General features: G+C 52.1%; 18 protein-coding genes and 1 other RNA gene. 8 read left to right on the forward strand and 11 right to left on the reverse strand.

What is annotated here, in order from left to right; translation table 11 throughout:
* The first annotated feature begins 16 nt into the window (after window positions 1–16).
* Both AB0A83_RS02365 and AB0A83_RS02370 read left to right on the forward strand, forming a co-directional pair.
* Entirely contained in the window at window positions 17–1,405 is a 1,389-nt protein-coding gene (locus tag AB0A83_RS02365; RefSeq protein ID WP_150046394.1) for a TIGR03013 family XrtA/PEP-CTERM system glycosyltransferase, read from the forward strand.
* Between the two features lie 151 nt (window positions 1,406–1,556).
* Entirely contained in the window at window positions 1,557–2,540 is a 984-nt protein-coding gene (locus AB0A83_RS02370; RefSeq protein WP_367155326.1) for an SGNH/GDSL hydrolase family protein, read from the forward strand.
* Window positions 2,541–2,612: 72 nt separating this feature from the next.
* On the opposite strand, the gene AB0A83_RS02375 is transcribed toward AB0A83_RS02370, so the two are convergent.
* Window positions 2,613–3,401: a PEP-CTERM sorting domain-containing protein gene (locus tag AB0A83_RS02375; RefSeq protein ID WP_367155327.1), complete on the reverse strand. Its 789-nt coding sequence runs from the start codon at window positions 3,399–3,401 to the stop codon at window positions 2,613–2,615.
* A 492-nt stretch (window positions 3,402–3,893) separates the two neighbouring features.
* On the opposite strand from AB0A83_RS02375, the gene AB0A83_RS02380 reads away from it, so the two are divergent.
* Window positions 3,894–5,489: an FAD-binding oxidoreductase gene (locus AB0A83_RS02380; RefSeq protein WP_367155328.1), complete on the forward strand. Its 1,596-nt coding sequence runs from the start codon at window positions 3,894–3,896 to the stop codon at window positions 5,487–5,489.
* A 55-nt stretch (window positions 5,490–5,544) separates the two neighbouring features.
* On the opposite strand, the gene recR is transcribed toward AB0A83_RS02380, so the two are convergent.
* From recR to rluC, 7 genes are all read right to left on the reverse strand, one after another.
* A complete protein-coding gene (gene recR, locus AB0A83_RS02385; protein ID WP_150046404.1) occupies window positions 5,545–6,141 on the reverse strand; it encodes a recombination mediator RecR in 597 nt (198 codons plus the stop codon).
* A gap of 2 nt (window positions 6,142–6,143) precedes the next feature.
* Window positions 6,144–6,467, reverse strand: a complete 324-nt coding sequence (locus AB0A83_RS02390; protein ID WP_150046405.1) for a YbaB/EbfC family nucleoid-associated protein — start codon at window positions 6,465–6,467, stop codon at window positions 6,144–6,146.
* 12 nt (window positions 6,468–6,479) lie between these two features.
* Complete coding sequence (gene dnaX / locus AB0A83_RS02395) at window positions 6,480–8,069, reverse strand: DNA polymerase III subunit gamma/tau (protein WP_367156150.1); 1,590 nt, start codon at window positions 8,067–8,069, stop codon at window positions 6,480–6,482.
* A gap of 33 nt (window positions 8,070–8,102) precedes the next feature.
* Window positions 8,103–8,199, reverse strand: an RNA gene (ffs, locus tag AB0A83_RS02400) — signal recognition particle sRNA small type.
* 72 nt (window positions 8,200–8,271) lie between these two features.
* Complete coding sequence (sppA, locus tag AB0A83_RS02405) at window positions 8,272–9,243, reverse strand: signal peptide peptidase SppA (RefSeq protein WP_232056751.1); 972 nt, start codon at window positions 9,241–9,243, stop codon at window positions 8,272–8,274.
* On the reverse strand, window positions 9,240–9,887 hold the full coding sequence (locus tag AB0A83_RS02410; protein ID WP_150046409.1) for an HAD family hydrolase: 648 nt from the start codon (window positions 9,885–9,887) through the stop codon (window positions 9,240–9,242). Before AB0A83_RS02410 ends, sppA begins: the two co-directional genes overlap by 4 nt.
* Complete coding sequence (gene rluC / locus AB0A83_RS02415; protein WP_367155329.1) at window positions 9,871–10,830, reverse strand: 23S rRNA pseudouridine(955/2504/2580) synthase RluC; 960 nt, start codon at window positions 10,828–10,830, stop codon at window positions 9,871–9,873. The genes AB0A83_RS02410 and rluC overlap by 17 nt, the downstream gene beginning before the upstream one ends.
* Before the next feature lie 423 nt (window positions 10,831–11,253).
* On the opposite strand from rluC, the gene AB0A83_RS02420 reads away from it, so the two are divergent.
* The gene (locus AB0A83_RS02420) at window positions 11,254–13,413 is read left to right on the forward strand and encodes a ribonuclease E/G (protein WP_367155330.1); all 2,160 of its coding nucleotides are present in this window, start codon (window positions 11,254–11,256) and stop codon (window positions 13,411–13,413) included.
* Window positions 13,414–13,549: 136 nt separating this feature from the next.
* Here the strand turns inward: AB0A83_RS02420 and AB0A83_RS02425 are convergent, their stop codons facing one another.
* Window positions 13,550–14,923, reverse strand: coding sequence for a DNA recombination protein RmuC (locus AB0A83_RS02425; RefSeq protein WP_367155331.1), 1,374 nt, complete (start codon window positions 14,921–14,923; stop codon window positions 13,550–13,552).
* Between the two features lie 115 nt (window positions 14,924–15,038).
* A complete protein-coding gene (gene lptF, locus AB0A83_RS02430) occupies window positions 15,039–16,187 on the reverse strand; it encodes an LPS export ABC transporter permease LptF (RefSeq protein ID WP_367155332.1) in 1,149 nt (382 codons plus the stop codon).
* A 228-nt stretch (window positions 16,188–16,415) separates the two neighbouring features.
* Between lptF and AB0A83_RS02435 the strand changes: the two genes are divergently transcribed.
* From AB0A83_RS02435 to AB0A83_RS02445, 3 genes are all read left to right on the forward strand, one after another.
* Complete coding sequence (locus AB0A83_RS02435) at window positions 16,416–17,900, forward strand: leucyl aminopeptidase (RefSeq protein ID WP_150046415.1); 1,485 nt, start codon at window positions 16,416–16,418, stop codon at window positions 17,898–17,900.
* Window positions 17,887–18,363 (forward strand): DNA polymerase III subunit chi, encoded by a 477-nt coding sequence (locus AB0A83_RS02440; RefSeq protein ID WP_367155333.1) that lies wholly within the window; start codon window positions 17,887–17,889, stop codon window positions 18,361–18,363. Before AB0A83_RS02435 ends, AB0A83_RS02440 begins: the two co-directional genes overlap by 14 nt.
* 140 nt (window positions 18,364–18,503) lie before the next feature.
* Complete coding sequence (locus AB0A83_RS02445) at window positions 18,504–19,301, forward strand: VPLPA-CTERM sorting domain-containing protein (RefSeq protein WP_367155335.1); 798 nt, start codon at window positions 18,504–18,506, stop codon at window positions 19,299–19,301.
* A gap of 68 nt (window positions 19,302–19,369) precedes the next feature.
* On the opposite strand, the gene AB0A83_RS02450 is transcribed toward AB0A83_RS02445, so the two are convergent.
* Window positions 19,370–19,513, reverse strand: a complete 144-nt coding sequence (locus tag AB0A83_RS02450; RefSeq protein ID WP_367155336.1) for a hypothetical protein — start codon at window positions 19,511–19,513, stop codon at window positions 19,370–19,372.
* A gap of 174 nt (window positions 19,514–19,687) precedes the next feature.
* Here AB0A83_RS02450 and AB0A83_RS02455 point away from each other — a divergent pair, with 174 nt between their 5' ends.
* Window positions 19,688–21,028 (forward strand): TolC family protein, encoded by a 1,341-nt coding sequence (locus AB0A83_RS02455; protein ID WP_367155337.1) that lies wholly within the window; start codon window positions 19,688–19,690, stop codon window positions 21,026–21,028.
* Window positions 21,029–21,031: the final 3 nt, after the last annotated feature.

Genomic DNA, 21,031 nt, shown 5'->3' on the forward strand with positions numbered 1-21,031 from the left:
CTTCGGAACAACAAGAATGATCAGAATTTTTAGGCACTACATCTCGACTGCTTACTTATGGTTGATGTTGGCGGAATGGGTGGTGTTTTATTGCTCCATGCATATCGGAGCGGCCGTCAGATTTTTATACACCGAGTCTTGGTATTCGCAGTGGGAGATGGCACAAGCCTCGTTAATGTTTTCCGCCGTGTTTTCGTTAAGTTGCTCCGCATTGGGCTTGTATCGGAAATCCCTGGACCGGGAAGAATACAAATTACTCGAGCGGATTAACTATAGTTTTACCGTGGCAATATTCGTTTTAGTGTTCGTTTATTACGTGATACCGGAACTGATGTTGGCTCGTAGTGTGTTAATTTCTGCAATCGTCGTATCGTTTTTCGGCATGCTGAGCACCCGGTATTTGTTCTACCGGTTTATAAGTCTGGACAACTTGAAGCGCAGAGTATTGGTAATAGGAAGCGGTCGGCGAGCGGCGGAATTGGATGTGGTCAATTCCACATTTGTATTTCGAGGATTCGAAATAGTCGGTTATTTAGCCATGGAAGACGAAGAGCAAGCAGTTGGGGAAGTGTTTGCATTAAACGATACTTTGTCGTTGGCTCAACTGGTTGCCCAGCAAAAAGTGGATGAAATTGTTATAGCAATAGACGATAGACGCAAGAAACTACCGGTAGACGATTTATTGGACATCAAAATGTCCGGTGTCGTCGTGATGGACTTGCAGACCTTTTACGAGCGGGAGCAACGCTTGGTGTTTCTGGAAGCATTAACCCCGAGTTGGCTGGTATTTTCCGATGGGTTCGTCAACGACGGCATGCGGCCGATTATTAAACGCGGGTTCGACGTGATTGCCAGTGTGCTGCTGTTATTGGTTAGTTGGTGGGTCATGTTACTCACCGCGATTGCCATCTATATCGAAAGCGGCTTTGGAGCTCCGGTGCTTTATAGGCAGACTAGAGTCGGTTATCGAGACCGTCCGTTTCAAGTAATCAAATTTCGTAGCATGCGGGTGGACGCAGAAAAGCACGGCGCCCAATGGGCAAGTCAGACAGATAACAGGGTGACCCGCGTGGGTAAAGTCATTCGAACGTTTAGAATTGACGAATTGCCGCAGTTATTTAATGTGTTGAAAGGCGAAATGAGCTTTGTTGGCCCTAGGCCAGAGCGTCCCGAATTTGTCGAAGGATTTGAAGCCCGAATTCCCTACTACAAAGAGCGGCATCGCGTAAAACCTGGGATTACCGGTTGGGCGCAATTATGCTACCCCTATGGCGCTAGCGAACAAGATACGTGGCAAAAATTACAATACGACCTATATTACGTTAAAAACTACAGCTTGTTTTTAGACTTGGCGATTATGATGAGTACCGTTGAAGTTGTGCTGTGGGGAAAGGGGGCTAGGTAGTCGCACGCATCCCTAATGCGAATTAAAACAGTAGGTGACGAGCTACTTTATTAGTCAGATGCATTTAATTCGGAGGCTCGTGTTTTTTTTGTGGTTGGCGAATTATGATGTAAGCTAGTTTTGGTTAATTTAACAGTTTTAGAAGGTGTCTATGTTTGTAAAGTTTGTTGTATTACTGGTTTTAATGTTTTTCGGTTCGCATGCACAAGCGAACGGTAAAATAAGTTTATTTGTATTTGGTGATAGTTTATCGGATGTTGGTAATGACTATATCGTAACAAATACAGAGGGGGTGGCGGTACCCATACCACCTGCGGGCAGATATTATAACGGCCGATTTTCGAATGGGCCAAATGCTGTCGATTATTTGTGGGAAATCATTGGGGATGGGTCTTCGGTTAAACCGGTAGAAAGAATTGCTGATGTCGAAATTAACAAACAGACACAAGCCCTAAGCTTTGCATATGGTGGCTCTGAAACTGGTTTGAAAAATAGCGTTTTAGGGCAATTTGAAGTAATAGGGTTGTTGGGCCAGATAGATATGTTTAGGGCATTGAAAGGTAATCACAAGCATCTTAAGCATGGTATCGCTCTAGTCTGGAGCGGGGCTAATGATTACATCAACCAATATGCGAATGGAGAAATGGTTTCCGAAGCGGATGTTATTTCGAGGCTGAAAATTGCAATACTTGGCTTGTATTGTCAGGGGGTACGTAATTTTTTGGTCCCCAATTTGCCGGATTTAGGTGAAATTCCGCTTGCTTATATTCTGTCTGAGTTATATTCGGATATTGAGATTCCGAGGGTGTTGTCTAAAAACACAAGTAGGCATAATACAAAGCTGGATAAGCTGATCAGAGATTTACGCCGGTTGCCGGGTGTTAATATCAGAAAAGTGGATATATATAGTCTCGTTAAAAACATTGTTTTGAATAGAGGCGTTGTATCCGGACCTGCTTCAGGGTGTTTGTTTAGTCCTATTGTCGATGAGGAGGCGTGTAGCCCAATTAGCTTTGAGGAAGGAGATGGGTTGATTTTTTGGGACGAGATTCATCCCACGACAGAGTTGCATAGGGCGTTTGCCGATGAAATACTAAAGGAACTATTCAAAGGGTTATTCCTTAAGAAAAATTAATTTTGCCCAAATAAAAAAGCCGCCAAAATTTCGTAAGGCGGCTTTTTGTTGTGAACTAATATCAGTTAATGATTAGATTTCACGTTTTGAGCGAGCAAGGCCCAGTAAGCCAAGGCCTAACAACGCGATAGTGGTAGGTTCCGGCAGGTCCTGAGTATTGCCATAAATAGAGCCGTTTCCACCATTAGAATACGCAGCATTTGTTGTGGTGTTAAATTGCGCGTCTGCGGTATAGGTCAAGGTTTGGGGGTCGAAATAAGGCTGAGCAGCACCACCAATAATGTTAAACGTGGCGCTAACGACGCCGTTTTCTACCGTTCCGCTGGTAAACGCAAGGGAGCTAAATTCTAAATCGAGAAACAAACTTCCTTCGTTAACTGCATCGACTTGAGCTTGGTTTATGGAGGTATTTGAAAAATTTGGTGTCAAATCATTGATGTAAATTTTTGCCCAGGCGTTGGTAATGTCGAACGTTTGATCGTTGTTCAGGCCGATGCCGCCGAAAGAAAATGTCAATTCGCAGCTGGGTGTAGTGCAAGAAACAGGGTTTGCTTCGTTGATGCGGTAGATTTCGCCAACTCCAGACAAGAAATAGCCGCTAGCGCTAGAGTCGCCCGTTAAGCTGCCTAATACGGTGTTAATGCCTACTGCTCCAGCCAAAACAGGGTCAGCGCCTTCTGCGAGGCTGCTGGTGCTGTAGAATTGGGTGAAATCAAATTGACCAATCCAGTCAATTTCAGACAGGTTAACATAGTTTGGGTCCCAGGTTACGCTTCCGTCTGGAGTGGAAACCGTTAAAGCGCTGGCTTCGCCAGCTACTGCCAATAGTGCTGAAGCAGCCAATAAGTTTAATTTGTTCATGAGAGTAGTCCCCGAGTTTATTAAGTACGTCAATTACATAGCATGTAGTGTGCCAGTGTGCTATTGGGTTTCGGGGGGCTCCGAAGAGCGTCTTTAACTAGTTGTTTTGTAATTAATTCTCTGGATTGAGGTGGTTTTTGTCGTGCTTTAAAAAATCTGACGATAGCTTTGCAGCTTAGATTTAATGCTGGTTTGTAAAAAATATTGACACACTGTTGAGTCGCCATGGCGACGTTAACGCGCGCACTGCTTATCTATTGTCAATTCTATCTAGTTGATTTTTGGTGGCTTAATTCGAAAGTCTGGCTTTAGTTAGTAGCGTTGGAGGACTGATAAAATTTAGTCACTCTACGGTAAAGATCGGCTTAACACTACTTTTGCGTCTAGCGTCGTTTGAAAAACGTTGGAGTTTTCATGGCTCTTAGAACAGTTAACTAAAATGTCTTTGGTTGGTTAGAAATTCTATGCTCTTATCGAAATAGTGGAGGATGTATGTTGGACCATCAAATTGAACAAGCGATGTTGGATTGGGGGGCTGTGTTAGGTAATGACGCTGTTGATTTTTCCGCGGAACCTATTGCGTCCACGCTTGGCTCTACAAAGCGCGTGCCGCTTCGGTTGACTCCCAAAGATGTTACCGAAGTCATTTCGATAGTGGAAATTGCCGGGAAACATAAAGTTCCACTTTATCCAATCAGTACCGGAAACAATTGGGGATACGGTTCGAAATCGCCGGTCATCGATGGGTGTGTCGTCGTTGATCTGTCGAAAATGGACAAGGTGTTAGCGTTTGATGCTCAGACGGGTATCGTCACGTTGGAGCCTGGAGTCACCCAGCGCAAATTGAATGCTTATCTTCAAAAGAAAGGCTGCTCGTTCTTAATCCCCGTAACCGGGGCCGGTCCGGATTGTAGTTTGATCGGGAATGCTCTGGAGCGTGGGTATGGAATCACGCCTTATGCCGACCATTTTGCCGCGGTGATGAGTTTGGAGGCGGTGCTGCCGGATGGCACGCTTTATACTTCGATGCTCGATGGATTCGGAGGTGGAGATGTCAATAATCTGTTCAAGTGGGGTGTTGGGCCTTATGTCGACGGAATTTTTTCCCAGGGTAATTTTGGTATCGTCACCAAGATGACCATCGCGTTGGCGCCGATTCCCGAGCGCATGGAGGCGTTCTTTTTTAGTGTAAAAAGAGATGACAAGTTAGAGCTGGCGGTCGAAAAAGTCCGCAAAGTGTTACGGGAAGTGGGAACGGTAACGGGCTCTATCAATTTGATGAATAAGCACCGCGTGCTTTCGATGTCCGAAGCTTATCCATGGGATGCGATTGGAGAAGACGGATTGATACCCGACGCAGTATTGCAAAAAATGATGCGGCGCAATCAGGTGATGGATTGGACCGGGGTTGGGGCTATATACGGCAATAAGCGTGTCGTGGCGGCAGTTAAAAAGGAAATCAAAAAGATTTTGTCTCCAGTGGCGTCGCGCTTAGTGTTTTTAACGCCCGGAAAGGTATCGTTCTTGGCACATTTATTGGGAGCAATACCGGTCGTTCGCGATGCACATATCATGAACACGGTTGCGACACTCAAAAAGACCATGGATTTATTCGCGGGTGAACCGAGTGAAATAGCTTTGCCGTTGGCCTATTGGAAATCGGGCGAAAAGCCGAAAGAGGGTGATCCGATGGATCCGGACCGTGATGGATGCGGGTTGATCTGGTATTCGCCGCTGATTCCCATGCGGCCGGATGTGACGCGCGAATTTGTGGAAATGGCCAGCCGAATTTGCAGGGCGCACAAGATAGAGCCGCTTATCACGCTAACTAGCGTTTCGGATAGGTGTTGGGACAGTACGGTGCCTATTTTGTTCGACAAACGCAATCAAGCGGAAATTGGTCGTGCTCACGCTTGCTATGAGGAGTTATTGGATGCGGGGCGCAAACTAGGGTTTGTGCCCTATCGCTTAGGGATACAGTCGATGGGGCTTTTGGCGGACGAGAGTGTACAGCCTAAGCTGCTGCGTAAACTGAAAAATGCGATCGATCCCGATAACATAATCGCGCCTGGCCGCTATGGGTTGTAAAATTTTCAGACAAGTCGGCGGGAGGGGATTTAATAGCAATTAACGGGGAGCGATCTCAGAATTCGTGCCGCCCCTTAAACGCATGGGCTAAGGTGCCGCTGTCTATGAATTCCAGCTCTCCACCCATGGGTACGCCGTGGGCGATGCGGGTGGCGCGGATGTGATGTTTCGCTGCTAATTCAGCCACGAAGTGGGCGGTGGCCTGACCTTCAATAGTGGTGTTGGTGGCCAAAATCACTTCGCTGATATTGTTTTGTTCGAAGCGATGCTCCAGTTGTGCAATGCCTAGTTCGTCCGGACCGATACCGTCTAACGGGGAGAGGCGGCCGTGTAGCACGAAATATTTGCCGTTAAATCCGGTTGCTTGATTTAATAGCCAAACGTCTGCGGCGTGCTCGACGATGCAAATTACGTCGTTTGCCCGATTCGGGTCCGCGCAAATTTCGCACTGCTCCGCTTCCGTGAAGGTGCGGCAATCTTTGCAATAGCCGATTTCCTCCATGGTTCGGACCAGCAATTTTCCTAATTGCATGCCGCCTTCGCGGTTGCGTTGCAACAGATGAAACGCCATGCGCTGTGCGGACTTGGGGCCTATGCCCGGCAGGCAGCAAAGATTTTGGATTAATTCTTTCAGCAAGCCGCGGTCGCGCATGCTTAAAATGGCATCTGAAAACCGGGAGGCAACGGTACTCCGGCTGTAATTTCCGCCATTTTTTCCTTTTTCATTTTTCCGACCTTGTGGACTGCGTCGTTAATGGCGGCAGCTACCAAGTCTTCCAGCATATCCTTGTCGTCGCCAACCAAAGAAGGGTCTATGCTGACTTTGCGAACTTCGCGCTTGCCAGTCATTAATATACTGACTAAGCCGCCGCCGGATTCGCCAATAACTTCCATGTTTTCAAGCTCGTCTTGAGCTTTTTTGAAGTTTTCTTGCATTTTTTGGGCTTGCTGCATAATGCCAGCGAATGCGTTTTTCATGATGTCTACCTTTTAGTCGAGCGGTTCTATCGAGCCCGAAATGACGTGGGCACCGAATTGTTCGGATAAAGCTTGTATGTTTAGGTCGTTGTCGATGGCGTCAACGGCGGCTTGCTGTCTGTCTTCCCGAGCTTTTTGCATTTCTAACGCGGGTGTTTGTTGTGGGATGTTTTGAGAAATTATCTGCAATTTAATAGGCTTGCCGTAATAATTTTGCAATGCGCTACGCAATTTGTCTTCCGCCTGGGTGCTTACGCGTTGGAAGCCGGGATCGATAAGCAAGCGGCAGACATTGTCTTCAATGCCGTCGAGCGCGCAATTATGCGCCAGCTCGCGCGCCAAGCCGGTTATTTTAAGGGCTGAAACGATGTCGCTCCAATTTTCCGGGTTTCCTGCCGCGGGGTGGGTTTCGCGCACCGCGTTAGTTGGATGTTCAAGCGGGGGCGCTGCGGTAATCTTTGATGGCCGGCTCGGTTCGGATGGGCGTTGCCTGGGCGTGTTTGTCGAAGGTTGGGGCGCGTCGAGCGGGCTAAAGCTTAACATGCGCAGCATGATCATTTCGAAGCCGGTTCTGGGATCAGGGGCCAGAGTGAGGTCGCGCCGGCCAATCAGGCCGATTTGGTAATAAAGTTGTACGTCTTCGCCGCTCAGGGTGGCGGCCAAATTGGCAAGCATCTCCGGGTCGAATTCCGGAGCGATGAAATCCGGAATTTGTTGCAGTATTGCCACGCGATGGAGAATGCGTAGCATCTCCTCCAGCATGGCCGAGAAGTCCGGGCTCAATTCGGCGGCGTGAGAAATGGTTGCCAAAAGTGTCTTGCCGTCGCGTGCGGCGAGGGCTTGTAGCATGTCTGTTACCGGTTCTTGGGCGACGCTGCCGAGCATGGCGGCTACTTCTGCCGTATTCACTTGGCCGCTGCCGTAGACTATTGCTTGGTCCAGTAGGCTCAGTCCGTCCCGCATGCTGCCGTCCGCGGCGCGAGCGAGGAGCTTTGTAGCGGCCGGCTCGAAAACGATATTTTCTTCGTTCAGTATCCGCCGCATTTGCGCATCGATTTGTTCGGGCAAGAGCCGTTTCAGGTTGAATTGCAAACAGCGGGACAATACGGTGACGGGAATTTTTTGCGGATCGGTGGTGGCCAGTAAAAATTTAACGTGTGGCGGGGGTTCTTCCAGGGTTTTCAATAAGGCGTTGAAACTGTGTCCCGACAGCATGTGAACTTCGTCGATCAAATAAACTTTATAACGTCCTTGATTGGGGGCGTATTGAACGTTGTCCAGCAAGTCGCGGGTGTCTTCCACTTTGGTGCGGGAGGCGGCATCGACTTCGATTAAGTCCATAAAGCGGCCTTGTTCGAAGGCTAGGCAAATTTCGCAGACGCCGCAGGGATTGCAGTCTTGCAGATTTTCACAATTGATGGCCTTGGCGAGGATGCGGGCCACTGTGGTTTTGCCTACCCCGCGGGTGCCGGTAAATAAATAGGCATGATGCAGGCGGTCGTGTTTGAGCGCATGCGACAGCGTTTGGCTGACGTGTTCTTGACCGACTAATTGAGTGAAAGTGCGAGGGCGCCATTTTCTGGCAAGAACCTGATAAGCCATCATAGCGACCGGGGCGGGCAATTAGGGCGGCTACCATGCCAGCCGCATCCCGGCACACGAATCTGCTGCTACCGTTGCTCCCTTCCGGGCCTGGCGGGGTTTACAGCGTATCGTTGCGAGAGGACCGACACGGTAACCATAATGGCATCGGCTGTCGCCGAAGAACGCGCATTATGCAGAAAACGAACTACCGATGCAAGTTTTAACGTAAACTGATTGAATTGACAGCGGTAGACAGTGTATGCGCGAAGGATGCGCCGAATTTACCGGCCAAACGGTCGAATAATTGTTCGCGTGGCGTGAAATTGACGACCTCTTCTGCTTCTAGCGCTTCTCTGGCCACGCTGTCGATACTGCCGAAGGCGTCCGCCAAACCGATTTTGACGCCTTCTTCGCCGGACCAAACCAGTCCCGAAAATAGTTCCGGCGTGTCTTTCAAGCGTTCGCCGCGCGCGATTTTAACGGCGTCGATAAATTGTCCGTGAACTTGATTCAGCATGGTTTGCATATGTTGCGCTTCTATCTGATTGACCGGAGAAAAAGGATCCATGAAAGCCTTGTGTTCGCCGGCGGTCAGAAGGCGTCGTTCCACGCCGAGTTTGTCGAGGATGTGGGTGAATCCGAAGCCGTTCATCACCACGCCGATCGAACCTATGATGCTGGCAGGGCTGACAAAAATCTTGTCCGCGGCGGCGGCGATGTAATAGCCGCCCGACGCACACATATCGCCGACTACCGCGTAAATCGGCAATTCCGGATGTTGTTTTTTCTGGCGACGAATTTCCTCGTAAACATAGGCCGACTGAACCGCACTGCCTCCTGGAGAATTGATGTTAAGGATGACGCCTTTGGTGTTTTTATCCTTAACGGCATCGCGGATGCCTTCGATAATGCTGTCTGCGGAAGCGGCTTCTCCGTCGGCGATGATGCCCAGGACATCGATGACCGCAGTGTGCTTTTGGTTTGTGGTTATTTCGGTTTCGAATTTGGGGTAAGCCATTAATGCCAATAATAGGCTGGCATACGCTAAGGTTGCGAATTTAAAAAAAATCCCCCAGCGGCGAGCCCGGCGCTGTTCTTCGATCGCTGCCATCGCTAATTTTTCCAGGACGGATTTTTCCCAGTTTGGCTGATTGTCGGGTTGTTGCGAATGCTCCATAGGTGGTTCTCTCATAGCAAGGCGGTAAGATCGGTCGGGTAAGCTAGGCAATGCAGCGGTTGGTATTGTTGCAGTGTCCGGGCCGTATGGGCGCCGCAGGTCACGGCAATCGCGGTTACCCCGGCATTCAAGGCCATTTGCATATCATGCACGGAATCGCCGACCATGACAGTCCGTTGTTTATTTATGCCTAACTCGGTCACGATTTCGTCGATCATCAGCGGATTCGGTTTAGAGGCGGTTTGATCGGCGCAACGCGTCGTGCAGAAATAATCCGTCACGCCAGTGGCTTGTAAAGCGCGGTTCAAGCCGGCGGACTTTTTGCCCGTGGCAACAGCTAGCCGGACGCCGGCCGACCTATAGTGCTCCAGCATCTCGGGGACGCCGGGGAACAAGTCTGCAGGGCCTGCCGGTTTGGAAAAAAACTGTTGGCCGTAGTGCGAGGCAAGCCGGAATCTCGTTTCCTGGTCCAGATCGGGAAACAATAGGTTCATCGCATTTTCGATGCTCAAGCCGATGATATCTTTGACGGCTTGGCTGTTCGGTACCGGGCAATCGTTATCGGCTGCGGCGGTTTGGATGCAATGGACTATCCAATCGACGGAATCGACCAGTGTACCGTCCCAATCGAAAATGATTAAGTCAAAGCGGTTCTTCATTGTTTAACAGTTGTTGTAAATCGTCCGGTAAAGGCGCGTTAAATTGCAGTTTGGTTCCGTTGCCCGGATGGGTGAACGCTAATTGTTCTGCGTGCAAAAACAGGCGTTTGTAGCCCTTTTGGCTAAACGTCTTGTTTGTTTCGACTGCGCCGTAACGTTCGTCGCCGACGATGGGGAAGCCCAGCCAGGCTGCATGAACACGGATTTGATGGGTCCGGCCTGTTTTAGGTTCCGCACGGACTATCGTCGCCGTTTTATATGGCTGCAAGCGGGTAAACAAGGTTTCCGAAGGTTTTCCGGCTTGACTGACGATCACGAAACGTTCGCCGCCGCGCCCGACATTTTTGAGTAGCGGCGCATCCACCCATTGCTTTTTGCGAGTAAATTGTCCTGCCAGCAATGCCAAATAGGTTTTCTGTATGCCGTCGCCGCGAAACATTTCGTGCAGTTGCTTTAAGACCGAACGTTTTTTGGCGATAAGCAGACAGCCGGAGGTATCTTTGTCCAAGCGGTGAACCAGTTCCAGAAATTTTTGAGCCGGCCGAATTTGCCGTAACCCCTCGATGACTCCGGATTGAATGCCGCTACCGCCATGCACGGCAAAACCGGCCGGTTTGTTCAGTACCAAAAAGCCGTCGTCTTCGTACAAAATGTGGTTTTCCAAGCTGAATTTCAAGCCGGGTTGGACGATGACGGCGTCCGGGTGATCCGCCGTTCTGACCGGCGGGACTCGAACGACGTCGCCTTCGGCCAGTTTATAGCTGACGTCGGCTCTGGCCTTGTTGACCCTGACTTCGCCTTTGCGGACCATGCGATAAATGCGGGTTTTAGGCACGCCTTTCAACAGGCTGATTAAAAAATTATCCAAGCGTTGTTCGGCATTGGCTTCGCCGATAGTAAGCCATTGAACCTGCGGAGGATTGGGGGTTGAGGTGGTATTCATGCACGATTACGCTATCAATACGGGCAAAGCCGCTGTTTAAAATTGCTGCACTAAGTAAACATTGCTATATTAGGCTAGTTTATCTGTGTGATAAACCGGACAATGATTATTCAATGGCCACCGGCGCATAGCAGCCCTCGCCAAATAACATCAAAAAAGAATTTATTCGGGTTTTATCGCTCAACCCATGAGGAGCGACTACGTCCAATACTAAGAGCCCAGCAAAACAGATCCACCCACTTTGCAAGCGCCATCCTCGGCAAGACCGATTCTGCTGCTCCAAACATAACGCACCTAATTGCCGTTTACAGTCAGCCTGGCTGCTCAATTAATACACCCAAGGTGGGATAGCCGCCTCAATGTCGCGGTAAGTCGTACTGTTTCAAACTCTTCGGTAGGATAAATAACAACAAGGATTACTGAATGAAAAGAATGCTTATCAACGCCACACAGCCTGAAGAGCTGAGGGTGGCTTTGGTAGATGGTCAAAAACTTTACGATTTTGACATCGAAGTCCCTTCAAAAGAACAAAAAAAATCCAACATCTATAAAGGTATCATCACTCGGGTGGAGCCGAGTTTAGAAGCCGCATTCGTCAATTACGGCGCGGAAAAACACGGTTTTTTGCCGTTTAAAGAGATTGCGCCGGAATATCGCAATCAGGATAGCGACGACGGTAAGCCGACGTCCAAGGCCGGCGTGCGCGAAGGTCAGGAAATCGTCATTCAAATCGAAAAGGAAGAGCGCGGCAACAAAGGCGCCGCGCTAACGACCTACATCAGCTTGGCCGGCACCTATCTGGTATTGATGCCGAATAACCCCAAGGCTGGCGGCATTTCGCGCCGCATCGAGGGGGAAAACCGTAGCGAGTTGCGCGAAACCATGGCGGACTTGGAAATTCCCGACAATATGGGATTGATCATACGCACCGCCGGTAGCGATAAAAATGCCGAAGAATTGCAGTGGGACTTGAATTACCTATTGCAGCTTTGGGAAGCGATCGAGCGTTCCAGCCACGAGCAAGCCGCGCCGTTTCTGATTTTTCAGGAAAGCAACGTCATTATCCGGGCTTTGCGCGATCATTTACGCGGCGATGTCGACGAGATTTTGATCGATCAGGAAGGCGCATTCAAGCTGGTGCACAATTTCTTGAAGCAGGTGATGCCGCACAATCTACATAAAGCCAAGCTTTATCAGGATAGCGTGCCCCTGTTCAACCGCTACCAAATCGAAACCCAAATCGAAATGGCTTACAAGCGCGAGGTTTCGTTACCGTCCGGCGGCTCCATCGTGATCGACCATACCGAAGCCTTGACCTCGATAGACATCAACTCGGCGCGGGCGACCAAGGGTAGCGATATCGAAGAGACCGCGCTGAACACCAATCTGGAAGCGGCCGATGAAATTGCCCGTCAACTGCGCTTGCGTGACTTGGGTGGTTTGTTCGTCATCGACTTCATCGACATGATGTCGAATAAAAATCAGCGCGAAGTGGAAAATCGCTTGCGCGATGCCCTGAAAATCGACCGCGCCCGTATTCAAACCGGCCGTATTTCCCGCTTCGGCCTGATGGAAATGTCCCGGCAACGTTTGCGGCCGTCGTTGGGCGATTCGACGCAATTGACCTGTCCGCGTTGCAAGGGGCAGGGTACGATCCGCAATGTCGAATCGGTCACCTTGGCCGTATTGCGGTTGATTGAAGAAGAGGCGATGAAAAAGGGTACCGAACGCGTGATTGCCCATCTGCCTATCGATTGCGCCACCTTCCTGCTCAACGAAAAGCGCGCGGCCATTCAGGAACTGGAGGCCCGTCTTAAGGTGAGCATTGTGGTGTTGCCGAGCAAACATTTGGAAACGCCGGCTTACGAAATCGAGCGGATTAAGTCTTTGGAGGGGTTGGAAGAAAAACCCAGTCACATGCAGATCAAAGAAGACGAAATTGCGGTGCCCGAGTTTGCCAAGCAAGTGGTACCTAGAGCGGAGAAGGCGGCGGTCAAAGAGTTTTTGCCCGATGCGCCGGCGCCGGTACAAAACAAAAAGACGTCCGCCAGTTTGATCCAGCGTTTTTGGCAGCGTTTAATCGGGCAAAAAAAGGTGGAGGAAGCGGCCCAAGACAACGTAAGGCCGGGCGGAGAATTGAAAGCTAAGTCTAGGATGGGGCGCAGGGATAGGCCGAATGGCCGCAACGGCAGACGCGGAGGAAAGCGGGCGGGAAACCAGCCGGCCGATGAAAATGTCAGCGCACAAAGCTCCGTCAATGCCGACGGAAATACCGAGAGGCCGGAAAATAGCGTTGCTCCGCTAGCCGCCAAGCCGCAGGTAGGCGAGCGCCCGCCCAGAAGGGGCAGAAACCGCAGGCGCAATGTCCGTAACGGTGCAGAAAGACGCACGGAGTCCGGCGTTGCCGACTCGGAGCAAGCAGGGCGGGGGGCTGCTGCGGATGCTGGTAACGTTAACGCCCCGTTTGCCGACAATTATCGTAACGACTTTGCCGAACGCTCTCGGCCGGCCGATTTCGAGCCGCGCGAACCGCGTCAATCTGACTATGAAGAGCAGCGCCCTAAAGTCGTCGTAGACGAATAAAGGGTTGGCCGCTGGCAATTTCGCCGGTGCCGCGCGTGATACGCGGTGCCGGCTGGCTGGCTAGTCAAACCGGCTGAATAGAGCCGGTTTGTAAACCGAGGTGCAATACCTCGATATTCACGAATAAGGCTTGAGTTTATCGAACCGGCGGTGTTCGGTCTCCGGTCGTCGCCTCTCCTGCCTCCGGTTGTGCCGTCAAGCTCTTAGGCAGTTTCTTTTTTACCTTCACGCCCAGCTCTTCCAAATTGCTGGCTTGCCGTAACAAATTGCCCTGGCCGCTGCTGAGTTTATTAACGATACCGTCGTAGGTTTTTTGCACGGTGCTAAGTTGGTTGCCGAGTTTTTCGATGTCTTCGACAAAGCCGCGGATTTTGTCGTACAGCGCGCCGGCCTTGTCGGCGATCAGCCGGGCGTTTTCGTTTTGTTGTTCGTAGCGCCAGATGTTTTGGATCGTGCGCAGGGTTGCCAATAACGTGGTCGGGGTGACGACGACGATTTTGTGCTCGAAGGCGTCGTTGAACAGTTTCTCGTCGCCTTGAAAAGCGGCCATGAAAGCGGCTTCGATCGGCATGAACAGCAGCACGAAATCCAGCGAACGCAAGCCCTTCAAGCTGGAATAGTCTTTGCCGCTAAGGCTCTTGATATGAGTGCGCACCGCTTCGACGTGTTGCTTCAGGGCTTCGGTGCGTTCGGTATCGTCTTCGCTGGAACAGTAGCGCTCGTAGGCGTTCAATGACACCTTCGAATCGATCACCACGTCCTTGTTGTCCGGCAGGCGGACGATCACGTCGGGTTTGAACAACCGATTGTCCTGGTCGCGGAACGCGCCCTGGGTTTCGTATTCGATGCCCTTGCGCAGGCCGGATTGTTCCAGCACCTTTTCCAGAATCATCTCGCCCCAATTACCCTGGGCCTTGTGGTCGCCTTTTAACGCGCGGGTCAGATTCAGCGCTTCCTGGTTCATTTTCTGGGTGTCGCGGCGCAACGAAACGATTTCCTCGCGCAGGCTGATGCGGTCCTTGGTTTCGTTGTCGTAAACGCTTTCCACCCGTTGCTTGAACTCGCCGAGCTGCTGCTTCAGCGGTGCCACCAGCGTTTCGATACTGGTCTTGTTATGCTCGACGAATTGCTTGCCGCGTTCCTCGAAAATCCGGTGCGCCAGATTTTCGAACTGGGTTTTCAGTTGATTTTCCGCATCCTGCAGCAAGCGGATTTTCTCTTCGTTATGCTTGTGTTGTTCTTGCTGGCGGGTATTCAGTTCAGCGTTTTCGGTTTTCAGGACCAATAACTGTTGTTGCAAGGCTTGCAACTCGGATTCGCGTTGACTTAGCAAGCTCAGCCTCTCTTCTGCCACAGCCAGTTTCACGCTTTGTTGCTGCAATTGCCGATTCATGTCGTCGATTTGAGCCGACAGCGCGGTGCGGCGACTCCCGCCTAGCCAAACCGCCAGCGCATAACCGAGTAAGCCGGACACAATCGCCGCTGCCGGTACTATCCAAATTTCAATCAAGCTATCTTTCCTCTTAGTAGGCTGCAAGCCGGTAGCATTAGGGTTGGAAAGCAGGTTTATGGGGAGGCTTGCGTGAGCTGGAGGCTGTCCGAGCCGACCATGTTTGGGTAGCGGCTCAGCCGTGACGGATGATGCGTTGTGTGATCCAACGCCAACCGTAATAGCGCGACAACATCCATAAAGCCACGCCGAGTAACAAGGCTTCCACCCAAAAATAACCCAGCCAGACCGGCACGATGCCGCTAAGTACCCAACTGTGGTTGACCTTTTGCAGGTTGGCGTAGGCGAAATAAATGCCGAACGCAATCAGTACGCTACCGTATACCCCGCCACGCGGTGACGAGCGCGCCAAAGGCACGGCCAATACCGCCAGCAGCAATACGCCCAACGGTGCATTCAGGCGGTCTTGCAGCAACACGATTTCGGTCAATTTATCCGAATGCCAAATTTCTCGGGTAGGCAGGGCTTCCAGGTGCGGCATGAAACTGATGGTCTTTCGTTCTACCAACACGGCGTATTCGGCGAAGCTCTCCAGCGTATAGTCTTTTTGACCGGGTTGGCCTTGTATGCGTTGGCCGTTTTGCAAAATCAAATACAAACCGCCGGGTAAATATTCCAACTTGCCGGATTCGGCGTTGACTACGCCTAATTTGTCCTGTTGTTTGTTTTGCACGAATACCCGGCTCATCGTGCCGGATTCGTCGACGTTCTCGGTATAGAAAATTATTTCGCCGTCGCTGTATTCGCTAAAGCGTCCGGCGGATATGCCGCGGATGTCGGCGCTTTGTTTATCTAAATAGGTCATTTTCTCGCTTTGCGCTTCCGCCCAGGGCGAAGCCAGCATGGACAAGCCGGCGGCGCACAGGCTCAGCGGCAAGACCAGCCATAACACCGCTTTATACAGGGTGAACAGTCCGCCGCCGGCGGATGCGATAGCGGCCATTTCCTGCTCGCGATACATGCGGCCGAGCACCATCAGCACGGCGATGAAGGTGGCGGCGGGCAAGAACGCAGTAATCGCGATGATGGTTTTGAAACCGAGTAGCGCCAACACGGTTTCGTTGGAAATGTTGCCCTCAATTGCTTGCGCCAACACTTTAATGAACTTACGGCTGACGATGATGACGACTAGAACGGTTAATACGGCTAAAACAGTTTTGAATAAATCCTTGACGATCATTTTATCCAGCACCGTCATTAGCCGAAACGGCCGTCCGTTGCCGGGGATGCCGCGGCCGTAAGTCATCAATTTTCCTTCCGACATAATTTTTCCGGATTTTCTTAGGTTAAATTCAGTGGTAACAGGCCGAGCGCGTTCCGTTTTCCCAGCCTGTATGTTCCATCGGCCCGGGCGTAAGATGTCTATGCGGCCGTTGGCAGTACACTACCGCGCCGGCACAGGCACAGGCCGGTATTTGCGGCCCGATAGGTATATAATTTGTCCGATTCCTGCTGCGGGAAGCCCTTCCTTGAGACACATACAGACACTGCCATGGACTATTCTATAGAAAGCTTATCCCTAGACAAATTGCAAAGCGCCTGCCTACTCGTCGGACTCTACGAAAACCAGCAGCTCAGCCCGAGCGCGACGGTGCTGGACGGCTTGTCCGGCGGTCTGATCGGCAAGCTCCTTGCCCGCGGTGACATCAAGGGTAAAGTCGGCGAAACCTTGTTGATAAACAATCTGCCGGATACTTCAATCGAACGGGCAATATTGGTCGGCTTCGGCGAAAAAAGCAAACTTACCCGCAAGCAGTTTCGCAAAGCCGTTACGGCAGCGGCGAAAACCGTTAAAGATGCCAAAATCAAGACGGTCGATTGCGCGTTGCTGGATATCGAATTGGATAAAGCCGATGCACAGTGGCTGACCCGGCAAATCGTCGAACTGCTGAACGACAGCGCCTACCAATACACCGCGACCAAACAAATCGAAGAGAAAATCGCCTTGCAGGCCGTGCGGATCGTCGCCGGCGACGCTAATTTGGCGTTGGCTCAAACGGGGTTGCAACAAGGGATTGCCATTGCGCAAGGCGTGGCATTGACCAAAGAATTGGGCGATTTGCCGGGCAATATTTGTACGCCGACCTATCTTGCCGAGCAAGCCTTGGCATTGGCCGGGCAACACGAAAAACTCACCTGCGAAATTCTGGAAGAAAACGATATGGAAGCCTTGGGCATGGGGGCATTTCTATCGGTTTCCCGCGGCAGCCGGCAACCGGCAAAGTTGATTTGCTTGCAATATCGGGGCGGGGCGGAAGACGCCAAACCTGTTGTGTTGGTCGGTAAAGGCCTGACCTTCGACGCCGGAGGCATTTCCTTGAAGCCCGGCCAGGGCATGGACGAGATGAAATACGATATGTGCGGCGGTGCCAGCGTATTGGGCATTTTGCGCGCCGTGACGCTGATGAACTTGCCGTTGAATGTCGTCGGCTTGATTCCGTCGTCGGAAAACCTGCCGGACGGCAACGCCAACAAGCCGGGCGACATCGTCACCAGTATGGCCGGCCGGACCATAGAGATATTGAATACCGACGCCGAAGGCCGCTTGATTTTGTGCGATACCCTGACCTTCGCAAAAAAATACGATCCCGAGGTCGTCATCGACATGGCCACTCTGACCGGGGCGTGCATCGTCGCGCTCGGCAGGGTACCTAGCGGTCTGTTCAGCAACGATGAAAGCCTGGCGGCTGACTTGATCAAAGCCGGCGAATCTTCGTGCGATTTGCTGTGGCGCATGCCGATTTGGGAAGAATATCAAGAACAATTGAAATCCAACTTCGCCGATCTGGCCAATATCGGCGGACCGGACGGTGGCAGCATCACCGCTGCGGTGTTCTTGTCGAAGTTCGCCGATAAATTCCGCTGGGCGCACATCGACATTGCCGGTACTGCGTGGCGCACCGGGGCGGGTAAAGGCGCGACCGGCCGTCCGGTACCTTTGTTGAGTCAATATCTGATCGACCGTGCCGCGGCCTGACGTCGTTTTTTACGTCCTGGCATCCGAATCGGCGGCGGAGCGGCAGGTATTTGCCTGCCGTTTAATCGAAAAACTCTATCGGGACGGACAATTTTGCTATGTGCTCGCCGACGATAGCGCGCAAGCCGCCGAAATCGACAAGGCTTTATGGACGTTTCGTGCTGGCAGTTTTGTGCCGCACCAAGTGTTTCAAGGGCAAGTGCCCGCGTTTCGCAACACCGTGTTAATCGGCGGCGACCCGGTTCCCGAAGGCTGGGAGGGGGTGATCGTCAATTTGTCCGGCGCGCTTGCGCCGCTGTCCCGTGCCACGCGGCACATCATCGAAATTTTGGATGCCGGCGCCGCTTCCAAACAGGCCGGCCGCAACCGCTTCAGGCATTATCAAGAAAGCGGTATCGCCATTACCACGCATGTACACAATGGCCACGGCTGGGTGGAGTCGCGGCGGCCGGCGCAAAATTAACGCGGAGTGTGCGCCGTTGAGGGGTATGGGCCGGGCGCGAACAAGCCGCGAATGATGCCAATTTATTGCCGTCGCGTTAGTATTGCTGACGTGCTTGCAAACCACGAAATTCCTTCAACTATTTCAATCGGAGATTACCCATGAATTTTTTTGTCCATAAGCTTTCCATCGGCGCGATGTCGCTGCTGGCATTAAGCGTTCAACCTGTATACGCGGCAACTTCGGCGCAGGCGCACATCGATTGGAACGGCATCAACGTGACTTATTTCGACTTATCCGACGGTAGCAACGTCCCGCTACTGACGTGGTCCACCCAATACGGCCAGATCGATTCCTATGCGTATTCCGGCAGCAACGGCGATTATCAAAACGATGCGCAAAGCGCTGCGGATTTCATCAGCAGTTTAAGCGCCGCGACCACGACGATCAACGCCCAAAGCAGCACGCTACGCGATGGCGACGATTTGAACGCCTATGCGGCCAGCCAAGTCGGCTTTGCATCGCTGTTAGATTCGAATTACGCAGCGGCGACGGCTTACAATTTCGGTTCCTTTCAAGTCACGGGATTCGGGTTGGCTTTGATTTCTATCGATTGGTCCATAACCGGCAGTCACGACGCTGCGGATTTCAGTAGTTATTCCAGTGCCCAAGTGGCGTTGGCCGCCGAATACACTGACGGTAACGGTAATGTCGGCAAAAATACCGGCGGCGGCAATGATACCGCAGGCAGCGGTAGTGAGTTTTCCCGGAGTGGAACGTTCACGATCACGCTGTTCAGCGACGGCGTGCACGGCGTGACGGGCAATTTAGCCGCGCAAGCCTCGGTATACAGTTTTAGTCCTGTGTCGCAAGTGCCGCTGCCGGCTGCGGCTTGGATGTTCGGTTCCGGTTTGCTGGGGCTGTTGACTGCGGTTGGGCGCAAATCCGGCGCGGTTTAGTGTCCCGGCGGGTTTGGTTCGGTCGGCGGGGCCGGGCCGGGCCGAACGCTAGGCAGGCGTTTCTCGTTTCAATTCCCGGCCGGAACGGCTCGAAAACCCTGCCCGGCATGCAGGCCGGCGATTTCAGGGCGCACATCGGCCAAACCGTCGCCGAGTTGCCCGAGTTGCGGCAAAAATCCCAGTAGCTGGCAGACGAGTTGGCGGAATTTCACAACCCCGACAGGTAAACGGCGTTCGGAAAAATAAGGGATTAGCTGTAACGATGTCTAAAGCGTGGCTATGTTTACAGTGCTGATCGGTAAAAATCATGGGCGCAAAAGTTGGGAAAGCCGGTGCATCGCGTTATAATATTAGATAACTCTTAAATACTAACATTGGGTGCGCTTATGCGACTGGGTATTTTGCAGCTAACCGTCACCGTCTCCGTTATGCTTCTGGCTGCCGTAGCGACGGCCGAGTCCGGTCCCGCCAGCTTTACGCTCCAGCAAGCCATCGATTACGCGTTGGAAAACAATCCCGAAGTGTCCATCATGCAAGCGCGCATCGCGCAGGCCGACGCGCAACTCGGCATGGCGTTGGCCAACTATTATCCGCACATCAAAGCCAGCTTGGCTTACCAGCACAGCGACAATCCGGCCCAAGCGTTTGCGATGATCATCGCCCAACGCCGTTTGGATTTTAACGGCATGGACTTCAATCATCCCGGCGGAGTGGACGATTACCGCCCGCAAGTGACCGCCACTTATTCGCTGTTTCGCGGCGGCCGGGATTACTACTTGAGCAAAGCCGCCGAACTGGGCGTCGAAACCTCGGAACTGGAAACCACGGCTACCCGCCAGCATTTGATCGCGAACGTGACTGCGGCTTTTTACGCGCATCTTGCGGCCCAAGAGGCTCATCAAGCCAGCTTGCGCGCTATCGACGCGGTGGACAGTGAATTGCAGCAAAGCCGCATCCGTTACGAGGCAGGCACTTTACTAAAGTCGGACGTATTATCGTTGGAAGTTCAGGACGCCGAAGCCAAGGACGCGCAACTACAGGCCGCAAACGCCGTCGACATAGCCAAAGCCATGCTGAAAACCTTGCTCGGTATGCCTGTGGACAGCGAATTCGCCGTCAACAGCGACGATACGCCAACCCAGCCGCAAACGCCGGAAAGCTACCAAACCTTGCTGGAGCAAGCCATCGCACAACATCCGGCGTTGCAAGCTGCTGAAAAACGGGTGGAAATCGCCGAACAGCAGTTAAATGCAGCGGAGGCCGCGCACTTGCCGCGCGCCGACGCCTATGTCAGCTACGGCTCCAACAGCAAGAATTTAGCCTTCGGTAGCAATCGCGACAACGTCAGTGCCGGGGTGATGGTGGAGGTAGACGTATTTTCCGGTTTCGCGACCCAAGAAAATGTCCGCAAAGCGGAGCGTGAACTGACTGTTGCCAGGGAAGCGGCACGGCAAGCTCGCTTGCAAGTGGAGAATCAAGTCAATACCGCGCGTCTGCGGTTGCTGGAAGCGTTGAACCGCGAGCAAGTGACTTCGTCAGCCGTCGCTGCGGCCGAAGAAGCCTTGCGTCTGGTCAAAGAACAGCGCGACGCCGGGGTCGTTACCGTCACCCGCTACATCGAGGCCGAGGTCGCCCGCGACAAGGCTAAAACCCGCGACATCTCGGCTCGCTACGATGCGTTGCGCGCCGACGCGGAACTCAAGCAAGCCATAGGCTTTTGGAATTAGTCA

The sequence above is a fragment of the Methylomonas sp. HYX-M1 genome, from assembly GCF_040741385.1.
Classification (GTDB): Bacteria; Pseudomonadota; Gammaproteobacteria; order Methylococcales; family Methylomonadaceae; genus Methylomonas; species Methylomonas rhizoryzae.